The sequence below is a fragment of the Rickettsiella massiliensis 20B genome (genome assembly GCF_000257395.1).
Classification (GTDB): domain Bacteria; phylum Pseudomonadota; class Gammaproteobacteria; order Diplorickettsiales; family Diplorickettsiaceae; genus Diplorickettsia; species Diplorickettsia massiliensis.
Genome location: NZ_AJGC01000001.1, coordinates 174,776 through 190,333, shown reverse-complemented (window position 1 = coordinate 190,333; position 15,558 = coordinate 174,776). Strand labels below are relative to the sequence as shown.

Here is a 15,558-nt window from a genome sequence, read left to right as displayed (position 1 = left end):
CATAACTTATTCCGAAGAAGAGGGATGTAAAAAATGTGCATAGCCTTCTTTTTCTAGTGATTTCACAAGACTAAAATCTCCAGAGCGAATGATTTTACCCTCCGCAAGAATATGGACCACATCCGGTTGAATATAATCTAATAAACGTTGGTAGTGGGTAATTAAAATAATTGCGCGATCTTTTGATCGTAAACGATTAATCCCTTCCGCTACAATTTTGAGTGCATCGATATCTAGCCCCGAGTCGGTTTCATCGAGAATCGCTAGTTTAGGCTCTAATAACGCCATTTGTAAAATTTCATTACGTTTTTTCTCGCCGCCAGAAAACCCTTCGTTGACCGAGCGATACAAAAAATCTTGATCCATATCGACATAAGCTAATTTTTCTTTTACAAGACGAAGAAAGTCCATGGCGTCGAGTTCGGGTTCACCTCGTGCTTTACGAATTGCATTACAAGCCGTCTTGAGTAAGTAAACGTTACTGACGCCTGGAATTTCAACAGGATATTGGAATCCAAGAAATAAACCCGCTTGTGCACGTTGTTCGGGAGAAAGGGCCGTTAAATCTTGACCACAATAAGTGAGTGTTCCTTCTGTCACTTCGCAGTGAGGGTGACCGGCTAAGACCTTCGCTAAGGTACTTTTCCCTGAGCCATTCGGCCCCATAATCGCATGGACCTCGCCGGGTTTTACTTCGAGGTGAATCCCTCGTAAAATCAGTTTGTTTTTAATGGAAGCGTGACAATTTTGAATAGTTAACATCGTTTTTATAGCACTTAGAATAGGGATTATCCAATTGAACCTTCGAGACTGACACCGAGTAATTTTTGTGCCTCCACGGCAAATTCCATCGGTAATTCTTTAAAAACCGCTTTGCAAAAACCATTGACCAATAAAGAGAGCGCTTCTTCGCTCTCAAGGCCACGTTGTTGACAATAAAAAAGCTGGTCTTCATTAATTTTGGAAGCAGACGCTTCATGTTCGACTTGTGCCGAGGGATTTTTCACCTCAATCGACGGAAAGGTGTGCGCGGTACATTGATCACCAATTAAGAGCGAATCACACTGCGTATAATTACGCGCGTGTTCAGCCATCGGTGCAATGCGCACTAAACCACGATAAGTATTTTGTCCTTTTCCAGCGCTAATTCCTTTTGACAAAATGGTACTGGTCGTGTGTTTGCCGATATGAATCATTTTTGTTCCGGTATCGGCTTGCTGACAATGATTGGTGAGTGCGACAGAATAAAATTCACCCGTAGAATGATCGCCTTGTAAAATCACACTGGGATACTTCCAAGTAATCGCTGAACCGGTTTCAACCTGTGTCCACGAAATCTTAGAGCGTATACCGCGACAATGGCCCCGTTTGGTCACAAAATTGTAAATACCGCCGTGACCGTTTTTATCGCCAGGATACCAATTTTGCACTGTAGAATATTTAATACTGGCCTCATCGAGAGCAATTAATTCGACTACCGCGGCATGTAATTGATTTTCATCGCGTTGTGGTGCGGTACAGCCTTCTAAATAACTGACCCGGCTCCCTTTATCAGCAATAATTAAAGTTCGTTCAAATTGAAGTAGGTAGACAGTTCCATCGGACAATGGACCCCTTCTGGAATGTAACAAAAGGATCCATCTGTAAAGACGGCTGAATTTAAACAGGCAAAAAAGTTATCAGTCGGTGGGACAACGGTTCCTAAGTATTTACGCACTGCTTCTGAAAAAGAGCAAAATAAGATACCCATTTCGCGGAGTTTTTCTTTGAAGGTTGTGGCGACCGAAACGCTATCAAAGACCGCATCTACGGCCACATTGGCTAAAAATTTTTGTTCTTGTAAAGGAATCCCCAGCTTGTTGTAAGTTCGGAGTAATTCTGGATCGACCTCATCTAAGCTATTTAATTTTTTCTTGGTTTTTGGCGCAGAGTAGTAACTGATGGCTTGATAATCAATCGGTTCATACACCATATAATCGGCCCAGTGTGGCTCTTTGAGGGTTAACCAATGGGCATAGGCTTTTAAGCGCCAGTCTAATAAAAAATCGGGCTCTTGTTTTTTGGCTGAAATAGCACGAATGACCGCTTCATTGAGCCCACAGGGGAGGGTATCCGCCTCAATCGGACTCACAAAACCATGCGGATAATCTTTTTGTAACCATTGGTCTAACGCGGTTCGTTTCATGATTTACTCTTTTAATGGCAAACCGACATACACGGTTTTTTAAGTAGTGAGGGTAACTGATCAGCCGCTTGCACCAGATCAGCAATACTCACATGAGACAACATTTCTTCCAAAAGTGCGCTAACCCTACGCCAATTGTCGCGTATTCGACAATCCTTTTCGAGCGAGCAGCCAGGTGTGGTATGGCTGCAGTCGGTTAAGCCAATTGGGCCTTCTAGGGCGCGAATAATATGGCTCAATGAAATTTCTTGAGCTGGGTAAGCGAGTTGATATCCCCCTTTGATTCCGCGGTGTGCATTGAGCAGTCCACAGCGGGCAAGCCGTTTGAGGAGTTTACTCGCTGTCGGTAAGGAAACACCGGTTTGCTCCGCAATTTGTTTCGCACTACTGGAGTCATGTGGTGCTTGAGTCAAATAAGCCATCATGACAATTGCATAATCAGTCAGTTTACTAAGACGCAACATAAGGATAAATTTAATTATTTTTTGCAACATGCAAGCATGAATCGCAGTGCCAAAATAAGGGCCTCAGCCATACTGAGCCGCCTAATGGCAGGAATCATAAATGGGGGCATTTTAGTCCTATTTTATATTGAAAACAACCCCTTTTTTAGGCTTGTTTTTCGTAAAAAACGGAGTGGATTGCTTTGAAAAACGATTGATTTCCCCTTTGCAGCGCTTAAAAACTCGCATAATTTAAAAGGAGAGCTATACTGAAGAAAGAGGTTCCGTTGGTGACACTTGAAGTTATGTCCTACAAGGTTGGGGATTGTCATTTTTGCGGCACGGTGTGCAAGCCTACCCTCGAGCAGGAAGCCTAAAGTGCCCCATAGATCGCCATTTTAGCTGGTTTACGTTCAAGTAAAGAGATAATGCTAACGGAACCTTTTTTCACCATGTTTTTTTCTTTCGATTAAAGTACTAAAGATCGCCCTCCATCGACTGTAATAATTTGACCGGTGATATATTCGGCTTGTTCAATTAAAAAATAAGCGGTTTTTGCAACATCTTGCGGGGTTCCCTCCCGTTTGAGTGCGCTTCTTGAAATAATCCGTGCACGTAATTTAGGATTGGCAAATGCATCCTCTTCTTCGTCAGGCCATAACACAATACCGGGGGCAATCCCATTGACCCGTACTTCTGGACCCAATTCTCGCGCTAAGCTTTTTGTAAGCATGACTAACCCCGCTTTAGCAAGGCAATACACGGTATACTCTTTAAGAGGAGACTGGGCTTGAATATCAACCATATTAATAATACAACCGACGTGTTTTTTTAAGTACGGTGCCGCCGCCTGAGATAAAAAGAGGGGTGCTTTTAAATTGGTCGCAAACAAATTATCCCAATCTTGGAAGGTAATCGACCCGATGGGGGTGGCATAAAAATTTGACGCATTGTTCATTAAAACGTCCCCAGTGATCAATCACTGACTGGATAAGGGGTTGAAAAATCCGTTACCTTAGTTAAATCCGCGCCCAAGGCCCAGGCGCTCTGCGCCCGAATTTGGTTCAAATCGTGACAAAGTGCTTCGGCTTCTTGCGCGGAATGACGATAATGAATCGCGACGTTGAGGCCTTGTTGGTGACAATAACGGGCGACAGCGGCTCCGACACGTTTGCCGGCACCGGTAATTAAAATAACTTTATTAGAAGACAACATTATTTTTCCTAACTTATGCGAAAAAATTCTCGTTATGTAGACAACACTCCCGTTTCGCTGCAAACAAACGGCATACCACAGAATAACAGGTTGTGTGAACGAATTCGGACGATTATTCGGCAGACGCCCTTCCGCTTTCAATCAGTTTTGCGCAATTCATGCGTTTAGCGCTCTATGAACCGAATTTGGGTTATTATAGCGTCAATACTGAAAATTGGGTGAACAAGGCGATTTTGTTACCGCACCTGAAATTTCACCCTTTTACTGAATGTATCGGGATACAATGTTGTTCTGTGCTGGAGCAGTTAGCGGGTGGTGATATCCTTGAAATTGGCGCCGGGACAGGAAAAATGGCTGGGGATTTGCTTTTATTTCTTGAGCAACGGGGCGTATTACCGACACATTATTTTATCTTAGAAATTAGTCCAGATTTAATCCAGCGCCAAAAAAAATACTTAGCGGAGCGTATCCCACATTTATTTTCTCGCTTGCAATGGCTGGATTCCCCACTGAAAAAACCATTAAAAGGGCTTATTTTAGCCAATGAAGTCGCCGACGCACTACCGGTACATCGCTTTGTTTGGCGTAATCAGGACGTAGCCGAACTTCGGGTTCGTGAAAGTGGCGCGGCGTTGACTTGGCAATTTACACCCGTTCGTACGCGCGCCCGTAAAGAAAAATTACTGCGCTTACGACAAAACTATTTTCCAAATACTAGCGAATATGTATCCGAGGTGTGTTTTGGTTTGGCGGCCTGGGTACGCCAACTCAGTGAGATGTTAAAACAAGGCGTTATTTTGGTGATTGATTACGGTTATGGCGCGCGCGAATACTATCATCCGCAGCGTAAACAAGGCACGCTAAGGTGTTATTGGCAGCATTCTGCTCATGATAATCCTTTTGTCGCAATCGGGCAGCAAGATATCACTGCCTCGGTCGATTTTAGCCGTTTAGCGCGCTGCGCCAGCCAGTCTGGACTCCAGTTAGCAAGTTTTACCACGCAGGCAGCTTTTCTTCTGAATAACGGTTTGTTAGAACGTTTAGAAAAATGGTATAATCCGGACTTGATTTTGGAGCTTAAAGCACAAGTCCAGTGTTTAACTTCGCCAAATGAAATGGGCGAGCGCATTAAAGTGATGAGCCTGACGCGCGACTTTTCTTTGGATGAGCCGAACTTGATGCCTTCAAATTGTTTGCATACTCTTTAGAAGGCGATGTAAGGTGTAAAGGCCCAAAAATGAAGAGTTGCGTCATAAACGCGAGACGGCAAGGAAGTCAGCGTAAGGAAAATTCGTTTGTTATCAGGAGTAGATGAAGTTGAAGTCCACTGTAAGATAGAAGTACTGAATATAAATAATTAAAAACGAAATATTATGCCTCCTGCCGCTCCACAACAACAGTCACCGGATAACTCACTTGGACCCTTATGGATTGTCGTGGGTTTGTTTTTACTCTGTTGGTTAGTTTGGTCGTTTTTTCATACACAGATTGTGTCTTTTATTTTTGCAGTGAAAGGGCTAGAAGCGCAAGTCATCGGATTAATCATATACAAATTAATCAATTGCCAAGTGACCAGGTGACGTTTACTGAGCTCTTGGATAAAAGTCGAGCCGTCGGTGAGTATCTACGGTATCCAGTTATCCTTATTTTAGTCGCGCTCGCCCTATACATTTATTTTGCACACGTCAATTTGCAATTTAAAAAAGTCTATGACATGAAGTCACTGGTTGAATCTGAGCGAATCAATTGGCCACAAATTACACCGGTTCTAAAATTAGATTTAGTAAAAGAAGATATTGATAAAGGCCCCTGGGCGATGGCGCTCACTCCGATGCAGTTTGCAAAAAAATATGGGTTGCTACAAAAAGAAAAGAAGGTGGTGACCGCACTCACCATGTCTGCAAAATTACGCCATCAAGTCACCGTTGAAATTCGTAAGGATGAAGCACATCGTGTGTTTGTCCTACAGTTGGGGGACTATTGGAAAAATTTAGAGGCCTTGCCTATCGCCACCAAAGCGCTGTTTGCTGTGTTTGCGGCGAGAATTAATCGTGATCGCAACGGCGCCCAAGCATTACTTTTACAAATAGCCGATTCGGCGCAAACGGGAAAACTCAACTTCTCAGGTGTAGATGCGTTATTAAGAAAACATGTCAAGAATAAGCTCATCGCTCGGACGGTACATAGCCATGCTTATGTTTTAACCGTCATGGCGTCGATGTTAACTTTGGCAAGAAACGATGGAGTATTAGCTTCAGCCGATTTCTTATGGTTAAAGCCGGTGGATAGACGTCTTTGGTTGATGCTCAATTCCGTAGGACGACAAACTGTTTTTTCAGAAGTTGCAGGACCGTTTGCCCATTGGAATGTTGAGCGAGTGATGGGACGACCGTTGCGTTCACCACGGGTAGACGAAGCCGTGAATGGTTTAGAAGCGGCGATTAAGGATATCCTCTATATCGAGGAAGATGACGATGGTGCTTAGTTTAGATTGAGCGTAGAAAAGGTAAAATAAAGAATAATGAAGTAAACATCCAAGTGGCGTTCGAGATTTAGTTAAAATGGCGCTGCTGAATGGATATTGAAGTATAGGCAATTATGTTAGCAACTCCACGTGGTTTAGAACAAAAACACGAACAGGATCCGCGCCGCTTACTGAGAGATACGCGTCCTCTCGGTAAGCGTTTTGTCGATTTTTTTAAAAATCCACAATCGGTCACTATTTTATTAGTGGGTTTAGCTTCCGGTGCATTTTTAATGCCTGCGCTGGCCGATGTTATTTTTCTGCTCGGTATCAGTGCTTTTATCTATGCGTATACTCGCAAAGCTTCGTTACCTTTCCGTCTTCCGCAACGTGCGGGTCAATTGGATTATAACGATCTATATCCGGGAAATAATAAGCCGCGTAAAGCACGGGGCATTTGTTTATTTGGTAATGAAATTTCTACAGGTGAGGAGCTGTGGTTTAGTAACGACCGGAAGTGGTAAAACGGAAGCACTGATTTCCCTAGCCTTTAATGCCTTGGTTCAAGGCAGTGGTTTTATTTACGTAGATGGAAAAGGGGATAACAGTTTATTTGCTAAAGTATTTTCCATGGCGCGCTCGATGGGGCGTGAAGACGATATCCTCGTGGTGAACTTTATGACTGGCGCGCGTGATATTGTTGGACCACAAGAAAAACGCTTATCGAATACGATGAACCCGTTTGCCAACGGTTCTTCCAGTATGCTTTCCCAGCTGGTCGTCAGCTTGTGCCAGTAGCAATACGCCAGATGGTGACATGTGGAAAGGCCGAGCGATCGTATTTGTCGAAGCGCTAATGAAGTTATTGGTTTACATGCGTGATCAAGGCGCCATCTTACTCGATGTAAACGTGGTGCGAAATTATTTTGAGTTAACGCGTGTTGAAAGTATCGTCCTCGATAAAATCTTTCCACGAGATGGCCAAGAGCCGCTCAGCTTGAATGAAGTGCCCGATATCGTTTTGGAGCCGATTACCAATTACTTAATTAACCTACCTGGCTACGATAAAATCAAAAGAAAAGGGAAAACAAGTTTCACAGGTATTAGAGCAGCATGGTTTTATTACGATGCAGTTGACTCGAGTGTTTGGATCATTGGCCGATACCTATGGTCATATTTTACGAACGAATTTAGCGGAAGTTGATCTCAAAGATGTTGTATTAAATCGACGAATTCTCTTAGTTTTATTGCCTGCTTTTGAAAAATCGCCCGATGAATTATCGAACTTAGGAAAAGTAATTATTGCGTCATTAAAAGCGATGTTGGCGGCCGGTTTAGGTGAGGAAGTCGAGGGTGATTATCGAGATATCATTGAACGTAAACCCACTAATGCGGCAACGCCTTACTTATGTGTTTTGGATGAGTATGGTTATTATGCGGTGCCGGGATTTGCGGTAGTACCGGCGCAAGCGCGTTCTTTAGGATTTTCTATTGTGTTTGCAGGACAAGATTTGCCAGCCTTTCAGAAAGCGTCGAAGGAAGAGGCCGCTTCACTGTGTATGAAATTGGAAGATCCTCTCGAAACTTGGGACTTTTTCTCAAAGAGTGCTGGGGAAGCGTGGGTCAACAAAGTCGATGCCTTTCAAACGCGTCCTGACTCTATTATGAATAACTATGCGGATACACGTAGTGCCTCAAGTGAAAAACGTGCACGGATGGATTTGTTAGATCTAAAAGAACAGCGAGAAGGGGAGGCGCATATTCTTTTTAAATCCAAAATTGTTCGCGCTCGACTTTTTTACGCGAATCCAAGGCCGGTCCAGCGTATGCGTTTAAATCAGTTTTTAAAAGTAGGAATTCCGGTCAGTCGTGCGTTAGTCGATTTAAACAATCAACTCTATCACTTTCAACAGTTGATGTATAAAGACGATTTTACACTTAATAAACTGGATCAATCCTCGATTATCTCTACTTTAGCTGTTGTTTTTGATGAGGGACATTCAAAAGAATCACTTATCGAAACGGCAAAGAGAGCTTTATCGGCGATTAATGAGGCGCAGTCACCCCAAGTATTGGAAACAAGTGATTCGGAAGAAGAAATGGCGGCGGTTGAGGAAGTACAGCCTGGAATTTTGAATTTATTTCATCCTTTGCAATTATCGGCGACCTTGCAACGTGTATTATTAGCGGATGATCTGGCTGCATTTAGCGCGCCATTTTTAAGCCGCAAAATAACTCAATCTTTTGTGGCAACCATCGAAAAAGTTTCCGGTAAATTTGAAAAATTAGCGCATAATGTTGCCGCCGAAATTATAAAAGATATGGCCTTAGCGACCCACTATCCTCCAGTGGTTCGTAATCAATTATCACCCAATGAGTTAACCACAATCGTTGATGAATTGATAAATAGTATTGATAAAGCACGTCATTCAGCGGAATCAAAATAGACAAGATTTATTACAAAGACACTTAAATAAATTAAAACAAGAGCCTTTTTTTATTTTTTGACTTAAAAAATAAAAATAATAGAAGGCGCATTTTATTAGATAGGATGGGACTGTTATGAAAAAAAGCGTTTATTTTTTGTTGTTAGTGTTAGTCGGATGTGCGAATACAACGAATTCATTATCTACGGCATCGACGGCGCCTACCAAACGATCTGTTTTATCTTCTAAACTACAAAAAGAAGGCGTTCAGTTTATTCGGCTGGGTAACGAAGTAAAACTTATTTTGCCAAATCAATCCTTATTTTTATCCGGAACGCCCCATTTAAAATCGACTGCTTATCCGATGCTACGCGATTTAGTGCTATTTTTAAATCAACAAGCGAATAAAGGGATTGAAATCAGAGCATATGCGCCCTATCCGGGCACACGATTACCGAATGTGGTTTTATCAAGGCAGCAAGCGCAACAGCTGATTGCTTATTTGATTGATCAAGGCCTTGATACACGACTCATTGTTGCGAAAGCGGAAGAAAACTTATCCAAAAGGGGCCCACGGCAGATAATAAGTCCTTTTAACAACGAGTCAAACCCGCTTTCTTCGCTAGAGATTCGATTTCGTTTGCGATATTTGATTTTTTATTATTTTAGCTCAATAAAGCCATCTAAGACGTGATAGAAAAGTAAATTTTTTTGACGTAAATGATTTAAAACTAGCTTTTTTTAATAAATTTGGGTTATAGTTCACGAAAAAAAGAGCCTTAAAAAAGTCTTAAAGAGGCGAAGAAACCATGAATAGCCGGATTGATATGATTCGATCAAAAAAGGGCTTTTATCGGGATAATTACAGCCGAATTTGTTGGGCCTTACTCGTCGCTTTAGGCCTGATATTTTTTATGGGAATATGGATTGTTTATTGTGTTGTCTTTCGTCCGACACCCGATTTTTATGCAACTTCCACGGATGGGAAGATTGTTCGTTTGTTTCCTGTAAATGCACTGAAGTAGTTTAATCTTAGGATATCACTATTCAGCTAAATAAGAATAAATGGTAAAACCTGACCATGAAAGAAGATGCGTTGCATGTTGTTACACTAAGAAACGAATTTTACCGCGATAATTATCGTAAAGTCGTTGCGGCGCTCCTTTTGAGTTTTTTTATTCTCCTTGCCCTGGCTTTATCATTATTTTATATTGTAACGCATCCTCCGGCACCGCGTTATTTTGCGGTGTCCAGTGACGGACGTATTCTCCCTTTAATATCACTTAATCAACCAAATTTATCGAATTCAGCCGTTTTACAATGGGCGAATCAAGCCGCTTCAGCTGCTTATAGCTATAATTTTGTAAACTATCGAGAAGCCCTACAGCAAGCAGGAAACTATTTTACGCCAGAAGGAAAGCAAACTTTTTTAGTGCAATAAAAAGCTCTAATAATTTGCAAGCCGTTATTTCGAAAAAATTAATTGTATCGGCTGTCGCAACGGGTGTGCCTGTCGTGTTGGAGCAAGGTCTTTTGGCGGGCCGCTATACTTGGAAAGTACAAATTCCTATGTTGGTTACTTTCCAAAGTGCGAGCCAATTTTCACAACAATCGGTGACGGTCACGATGCTTATTGTCCGGGTTTCGCCGCTCGAATCGCCAGCTGCGATTGGGATTGCGCAATTTATTGTCTCAGGGGGCGGTGGCATCACTGACTGATTACTATGTTGTTTATCATTAACTATTTCATTCGCAAAGTGGTTGAATTAAAAAACGTTTATAAAAAGGTAACTTTGATGCTCACCCAATGTGTAATATTAAAAAAGCATCGCACATCGCAAGCAAGCACTCAAAAAAGCAATAAAGATAATAAACATAATCAGTTTGTCTTCTTTGCATGTCTTTTGTTAATGATGAATACGCTGGCAAGTGCTGCGGAACCGGCGCCACCTAAAAAAAATAATGTCGTCACAACCGAAACAGAGGCTTCAGCCACTTCAGTAGATGCCGTGAATAAATCCGCTTTTGGATCGATGACCCAAGCCATGTTACCGATGACGCCAGAACAAATTAAGCGTTTAAGGGAACTGTTTAATGAAACCCAACAAGCAAAAGACACGACGCCAGGAATCCCTCCTCGACCGACGATTTCATCGCAGTACGTCAAATTAGAGCCAGGCGCGACACCCGCTGTCATTCGACTTTCTCAAGGCTATGTCACGACCCTCGCTTTTTTAGATTCAACCGGTCAACCTTGGCCCATTGCTAATTATGATGTCGGGAATCCACAAGCATTTAATATTCAGTGGGATAAAAAAAGTAATTTGTTGATGATTCAGTCGACGTCTTTATATGGCGTAGGGAATATGGCGGTCCAGTTACAAGGACTGTCGACACCCGTCATGTTGACGTTGATTTCAGGACAAAAAGCGGTTGATTATCGAATTGATCTACGTCTTCCATTAAGTGGTCCGAATGCGAAAGCGTTACTCGGTAGAAGTTTACCAACCAATGCGGATCCCACTTTATTGAATATTTTAGATGGTATCGCGCCGCAGGGTTGTCATTTACTTCCGGTTTCAGGAGGACCTGCGCAAGCTTGGTCTGATGAGGAGGGTCATCTTTATGTCCGGACGCGTTTGACATTAATTTCTCCGGCTTGGATTTCAACGATGTCGAGTCCAGATGGAATGAAAGCCTACTTAATGCCAAAAGCGCCCCTGATTCTTGGCTTTGAAGAAGGAAAATCCATTCAATTGAAAATTGAAGGGTTATAAAGGTTATGAATAAAAAATTAAAAAATATTGCTCAGCTGTTTCGAAACGTCAGAACACGCATGATTTTATTGTCGACGACAGCCGTGTTAGTGGTGGGGGTTGTCATTGGTGTAAAGCGTCTTTTGCATAAGGATGCACCGGTTTCAGATGTGTCGGTACAATTAAAAGAGGCGCCCACTATTCAGTCGGTTCCTGGGGGATTAACTCAATCACCTTCAGTCGATTATAAGCGTTTACAAGAGCAACAAAATATCCAACAAGCGCAAACTGCGGCGCAAACCGGACAAAGCGCTATCCCAACGTTATTAGATACATCGAATTTTCGTAACCAAGCATCCGGTGGTGCCGGTGTCGGGGGAATGCCTTGTTACCAACCTTGTAACCCCTGTTGTCAACAGGCTGTATCATCTAATGTACTGTCACAAAATACCTTACAACCCAGTCAGTTGAGAACGGGAACCTTAATTTATGATTCCCATGGAAAAGTGATCGGTCGTTTGGGGGCTGACGGTAAAGTTCGTGATGAAAATGGAAAAGTGATTGGCGCTGTTGGACCGGATGGTTTAGTGCGGGATTTAAATGGTCAAACCGTAATCGGTTCGGCTGCGGCGCCAGCGGCAGGCGATGCCGTTTACGATGCGGCCGGTCGTGTGATAGGCCATGTCGGTGTTGATGGTAAGGTACGCAATGCACAAGGGTATGTCATTGGCACAGTGGCCCCCGGATGGGGTTGTTCATAATCTCAAGGGTGGGATTTTAGGCCGTGTGGCGCCATCTCAATCAAGCACACGTTCAATACAAGGTACGCCCATTTTCGATGCAAAAAATCGTTTGTTGGGGATAGCCGATGCAAAAGGGCAATTACGCGATAGCGAAGGAAACGAGCTCGGTAAACTCGGTTCAGATGGTATTGTACGCGATAAAGAAGGTCATATCGTTGGTAAAACAGGCGTTTCTCAGTCTGGCGCACACCTTTATGATAAAAAAGGTCAATTACTCGGAACAGTGGATGCCGATGGCCAGATTATTACACCGGGAGGGCAGGCGATTCGAGAACCTTCAGGTATCCTTCGTCGTACAGGGATCCCTGTTTAGCATAAGGTCATTTATTAGGGGCCAGTAATCAACAAGGTGAAGTCGAGGATGAGCAAGGCAAATCACTTGGCCAATTCTCGCAAGACGGTATTTACGTGATAAAAGGGTAGCGTACTCGGTAAGACTGGGGTTCCTCTAGCAGGTGCGTCGGTTTACGATGCACAGGGTCGTTTGTTAGGGCGGGTTTTACCGAATGGCGATGTCGTAGATGCTTCAGGTCAGAAGATAGGTCATGTCGGTGCAGACGGTGTGGTTAAAGCAGCGGATGGGCGTATTTTAGGGCGTGCTTATTTACGTAATGGAGTGATTGCTGGGCAATTAACGCGGAGCCCTGTTCCGGGTTCACCTGTATATGATGATCAAGGCCACCTTATTGGAACCGTAGGAGAAGACGGAAAAGTTCGTAATGATCAAGGTGAAGTGATAGGCACTCTGGATTCCGATGGAAATCTCTATGGCTCGCATCATGAATGGCTGGGTAAAGTCGGTGCGGCTTCTCCAGGGAACCGGAAAGGCCATCTGATAGGCACAGCGGGAAATCAAGGCATTATACGAAATAGCCAAGGACAACGTATTGCGACCGTCGATGCAGCGGGCAATGCGCGTAATCGACAAGGTCAAATTATCGGTAGTATTACACCACCGCCTTCTGTAAAAACCGAAACGAATTCAAATAACCCCGCAGAGGATTTAGATAGTTCTTTCACGTCTTCAGGAGGAAGTAAGGTTCGTTTAGAACCTTCCGATGAAGCAAAGCAAACAAATCCCCAGTTACAGGCTATTTTAGATAGACAGCAACAACAACTGTCTGCTCAAAAAGCGGAGCAGCTCAAACAACAAATGCAAGCCGCAATGTCAACTCAGGCGGGGCAGCTCTTTGCATCTTGGACTTCTCCTTTACAGCAGTATGTTGTGGGTATGCCCGTGACATCAAATTCCTCGGCAACAGGAAGCCGTTTGTCTGGGAATGTTGATTCTGATTCGGCGACGGCACCCTCAGCGGTAAAAGCAGGTTCGATCATGTATGCGGTCTTGTTAACGGCGGTCAATACGGATGAGCCGGGCCCGGTGCTTGCTAAAATTGTCGAAGGTAAATTTAAGGGGGCTCGTTTAATTGGCACATTGACTAATCAGGGGCAACGCGTATTACTGTCCTTCAATACGATGACTTTACCGAAGGTTTCGCAGAGTATCGCGATTAATACAGTTGCCATCGATAGTAATACTGCCCGTACAGCGTTATCCAGTAAAACAGATAACCATTATTGGTTGCGTTATGGTACTTTATTTGCTTCGGCATTTATTCAAGGTTACGGGCAATCTTTCTTAAATTACAGTAATTCATTGTTTAATTTTAATAATAAGCCGATTGACTATAATCCAAGAGAACGTATTTTTATCGGATTAGGCCAGGTTGGAACCCAGTATGCGTCTGCTTTAGGACGTGTTTTTAATACGCCACCCACCGTTCATGTTTATTCAGGAACACCGATAGGCATTCTTTTCATTTCAGATTTACCAGCACTACCCGAAAAATAACTTTTTTATGATTTTGACACGATGAGGCGATAATGGATAATAAAAACTATAATGCAACAACCCATGCGGATGAGTATCGGCTTCCTGAGAGTGGTTCTGAGGATCATTTTGCAACCGGAACTGAATCAAAGGCTTCAGCTTCTATTTTTGAGCGGATTAATCGCCGCCATATCTTATTTGGTTTCTTACTAGTTTTTCTGATTTATTTGACCTACCAACTGCTCAGTAAAGTGTTTCATGTTTTAGAAGCCAAACGAGAAGCCTTGGTTAAAGAAGTTGCAGCAGCTCAAAATAAATCGCACTTAACCACATTGGTGCCACAAGCCAAACCAGTAGAACCTCCGCAAAATGAGGTTAAAAAACTTACACAAGGTCAAGTTGCGTTACAATCTACTTTAAATTCGTTAACGACGCAGTTGTCGGATATTCAATCAAGTTTAAGTAACTTGCATAATCAACTGGCGCAAATGGGTGATGAAATGCAAACCTTGCAAGCACGGCAAGCACTTTTACTCAAAAAAGCGACGCCACCTCCTGTAAAAGAGAAAATAATTAAAAAAGAAGTCCCTAAGCCTATTTATTATGTACGTGCGATTATTCCAGGTCGGGTATGGTTGACTACCCCTTCTGGAACCACGTTAACCTTAGGGCTCGGCGATTCATTAGCTGGGTATGGTTCGATTGAATCGATTAATCCTGAACAAGGCCTAATTACATTAAGCTCAGGAGCGACGATTGGCTATAGCCCGGACGATCGTTGAGACGGTTGGGGGTTGTTGCCAGAGGTAACGCCATGCTGAATTTAAAAAACACAACAAAGGTAATCGGTGTTTTCCTGATTTTTTTGTTATTAGCCGGCTGTACAGGGGGTAAATTTCCAAAGGTAGAAACCATGCTGACTCGATTAAACGGGGAATTTCCCTCGTTTTATCGTTTAATTACAGCGAGCGCATATATGATCGGCATTGCTTTTATTTTTCGTGGTGTTTATCAGCTAAAAGTGTATGGTGATTTACGAACAATGATGTCGGTACAAACTAACTTTAAAGCGACGATGCTACTTTTTTTGCGGGTGCGGCGCTTCTGTATGCACCAACAGCCTTAAAAAGTATGCTGTTATCGACTTTTGCAACGACCAGCGTCACCGATCCAATGGGCTATCAGCCCTCAGGTGGGATTTGGAGCCCCTTGGCGTCGGCGGCAGTTTTGCGCTTTATCCAATTAATCGGTACTATTTCTTTTATACGGGGTTGGGTTCATTTGGCTCATTCGTCTAACCCCAATGGACGAAGTACATTTGGCAAGGCAGTAACACATATTATTGCCGGATTGTTGGCCATCAATATTGAGGGCACAAGACACACGAGTAATTTTCTTCAAATTAATATAAATAAATGATAAATCGTATTTAAAA

The 15,558-nt window shown here is 43.0% G+C and carries 16 protein-coding genes and 3 pseudogenes; 14 read left to right on the top strand and 5 right to left on the bottom strand.

From position 1 onward, the window contains the following. Positions 1 to 6 precede the first annotated feature (6 nt). From sufC to S3O_RS19330, 5 genes and pseudogenes are all read right to left on the bottom strand, one after another. A complete protein-coding gene (sufC, locus tag S3O_RS0101120; protein ID WP_010597203.1) occupies positions 7 to 762 on the bottom strand; it encodes a Fe-S cluster assembly ATPase SufC in 756 nt (251 codons plus the stop codon). Positions 763 to 788: 26 nt separating this feature from the next. Further along, positions 789 to 2,185 (bottom strand): annotated as a pseudogene (gene sufB / locus S3O_RS13075) (Fe-S cluster assembly protein SufB). An 11-nt stretch (positions 2,186 to 2,196) separates the two neighbouring features. After that, positions 2,197 to 2,679 carry an SUF system Fe-S cluster assembly regulator gene (locus S3O_RS0101110; protein ID WP_235776143.1) on the bottom strand — a complete coding sequence of 161 codons (483 nt, stop codon included), beginning with the start codon at positions 2,677 to 2,679 and terminating at the stop codon, positions 2,197 to 2,199. Between the two features lie 418 nt (positions 2,680 to 3,097). Beyond that, complete coding sequence (locus S3O_RS13070; protein ID WP_010597199.1) at positions 3,098 to 3,586, bottom strand: SDR family oxidoreductase; 489 nt, start codon at positions 3,584 to 3,586, stop codon at positions 3,098 to 3,100. 17 nt (positions 3,587 to 3,603) lie between these two features. Then, the gene (locus S3O_RS19330) at positions 3,604 to 3,984 is read right to left on the bottom strand and encodes an SDR family NAD(P)-dependent oxidoreductase (RefSeq protein WP_010597198.1); all 381 of its coding nucleotides are present in this window, start codon (positions 3,982 to 3,984) and stop codon (positions 3,604 to 3,606) included. A 17-nt stretch (positions 3,985 to 4,001) separates the two neighbouring features. Here S3O_RS19330 and S3O_RS13065 point away from each other — a divergent pair, with 17 nt between their 5' ends. The 14 genes and pseudogenes from S3O_RS13065 (at position 4,002) to S3O_RS14955 (ending at position 15,542) form a co-directional block, all read left to right on the top strand. Beyond that, positions 4,002 to 5,051, top strand: a complete 1,050-nt coding sequence (locus S3O_RS13065; protein WP_010597197.1) for a class I SAM-dependent methyltransferase — start codon at positions 4,002 to 4,004, stop codon at positions 5,049 to 5,051. A gap of 165 nt (positions 5,052 to 5,216) precedes the next feature. Next, on the top strand, positions 5,217 to 5,423 hold the full coding sequence (locus S3O_RS18455) for a hypothetical protein (protein ID WP_050816817.1): 207 nt from the start codon (positions 5,217 to 5,219) through the stop codon (positions 5,421 to 5,423). Further along, positions 5,381 to 6,328 (top strand): type IVB secretion system coupling complex protein DotM/IcmP, encoded by a 948-nt coding sequence (icmP, locus tag S3O_RS13060; protein ID WP_235776178.1) that lies wholly within the window; start codon positions 5,381 to 5,383, stop codon positions 6,326 to 6,328. Before S3O_RS18455 ends, icmP begins: the two co-directional genes overlap by 43 nt. A gap of 113 nt (positions 6,329 to 6,441) precedes the next feature. Further along, positions 6,442 to 8,655, top strand: a pseudogene (locus S3O_RS13055) (phosphoesterase); the annotation flags it as partial. A gap of 214 nt (positions 8,656 to 8,869) precedes the next feature. Then, positions 8,870 to 9,427 (top strand): OmpA family protein, encoded by a 558-nt coding sequence (locus S3O_RS0101080; protein ID WP_010597195.1) that lies wholly within the window; start codon positions 8,870 to 8,872, stop codon positions 9,425 to 9,427. 115 nt (positions 9,428 to 9,542) lie between these two features. After that, a complete protein-coding gene (locus S3O_RS0101075; protein ID WP_010597194.1) occupies positions 9,543 to 9,758 on the top strand; it encodes a hypothetical protein in 216 nt (71 codons plus the stop codon). A gap of 56 nt (positions 9,759 to 9,814) precedes the next feature. Continuing rightward, positions 9,815 to 10,452 (top strand): annotated as a pseudogene (locus tag S3O_RS20235) (type IVB secretion system apparatus protein IcmL/DotI). Positions 10,453 to 10,529: 77 nt separating this feature from the next. Then, positions 10,530 to 11,510 (top strand): DotH/IcmK family type IV secretion protein, encoded by a 981-nt coding sequence (locus tag S3O_RS10395; protein ID WP_235776140.1) that lies wholly within the window; start codon positions 10,530 to 10,532, stop codon positions 11,508 to 11,510. 5 nt (positions 11,511 to 11,515) lie between these two features. Then, positions 11,516 to 12,250, top strand: a complete 735-nt coding sequence (locus S3O_RS0101060; RefSeq protein ID WP_010597192.1) for a hypothetical protein — start codon at positions 11,516 to 11,518, stop codon at positions 12,248 to 12,250. Continuing rightward, positions 12,216 to 12,605 carry a hypothetical protein gene (locus S3O_RS0101055; RefSeq protein WP_010597191.1) on the top strand — a complete coding sequence of 130 codons (390 nt, stop codon included), beginning with the start codon at positions 12,216 to 12,218 and terminating at the stop codon, positions 12,603 to 12,605. The genes S3O_RS0101060 and S3O_RS0101055 overlap by 35 nt, the downstream gene beginning before the upstream one ends. 171 nt (positions 12,606 to 12,776) lie before the next feature. Next, entirely contained in the window at positions 12,777 to 14,144 is a 1,368-nt protein-coding gene (locus tag S3O_RS14965) for a TrbI/VirB10 family protein (RefSeq protein ID WP_010597190.1), read from the top strand. Between the two features lie 32 nt (positions 14,145 to 14,176). Next, positions 14,177 to 14,905 (top strand): hypothetical protein, encoded by a 729-nt coding sequence (locus S3O_RS0101045; protein ID WP_010597189.1) that lies wholly within the window; start codon positions 14,177 to 14,179, stop codon positions 14,903 to 14,905. A 32-nt stretch (positions 14,906 to 14,937) separates the two neighbouring features. Beyond that, the gene (locus S3O_RS14960) at positions 14,938 to 15,249 is read left to right on the top strand and encodes a hypothetical protein (protein WP_010597188.1); all 312 of its coding nucleotides are present in this window, start codon (positions 14,938 to 14,940) and stop codon (positions 15,247 to 15,249) included. A 5-nt stretch (positions 15,250 to 15,254) separates the two neighbouring features. Continuing rightward, complete coding sequence (locus S3O_RS14955) at positions 15,255 to 15,542, top strand: hypothetical protein (protein ID WP_010597187.1); 288 nt, start codon at positions 15,255 to 15,257, stop codon at positions 15,540 to 15,542. Positions 15,543 to 15,558 lie beyond the last annotated feature (16 nt).

Coding starts and splice junctions, on each gene's coding strand:
- sufC (WP_010597203.1), bottom strand. CDS start 762: ATGTTAACTATTCAAAATTGTCACGCTTCCATTAAAAACAAACTGATT.
- S3O_RS0101110 (WP_235776143.1), bottom strand. CDS start 2,679: ATGTTGCAAAAAATAATTAAATTTATCCTTATGTTGCGTCTTAGTAAA.
- S3O_RS13070 (WP_010597199.1), bottom strand. CDS start 3,586: ATGAACAATGCGTCAAATTTTTATGCCACCCCCATCGGGTCGATTACC.
- S3O_RS13065 (WP_010597197.1), top strand. CDS start 4,002: ATGCGTTTAGCGCTCTATGAACCGAATTTGGGTTATTATAGCGTCAAT.
- S3O_RS18455 (WP_050816817.1), top strand. CDS start 5,217: ATGCCTCCTGCCGCTCCACAACAACAGTCACCGGATAACTCACTTGGA.
- S3O_RS0101080 (WP_010597195.1), top strand. CDS start 8,870: ATGAAAAAAAGCGTTTATTTTTTGTTGTTAGTGTTAGTCGGATGTGCG.
- S3O_RS0101075 (WP_010597194.1), top strand. CDS start 9,543: ATGAATAGCCGGATTGATATGATTCGATCAAAAAAGGGCTTTTATCGG.
- S3O_RS10395 (WP_235776140.1), top strand. CDS start 10,530: ATGCTCACCCAATGTGTAATATTAAAAAAGCATCGCACATCGCAAGCA.
- S3O_RS0101060 (WP_010597192.1), top strand. CDS start 11,516: ATGAATAAAAAATTAAAAAATATTGCTCAGCTGTTTCGAAACGTCAGA.
- S3O_RS0101045 (WP_010597189.1), top strand. CDS start 14,177: ATGGATAATAAAAACTATAATGCAACAACCCATGCGGATGAGTATCGG.
- S3O_RS14960 (WP_010597188.1), top strand. CDS start 14,938: ATGCTGAATTTAAAAAACACAACAAAGGTAATCGGTGTTTTCCTGATT.
- S3O_RS14955 (WP_010597187.1), top strand. CDS start 15,255: ATGCTGTTATCGACTTTTGCAACGACCAGCGTCACCGATCCAATGGGC.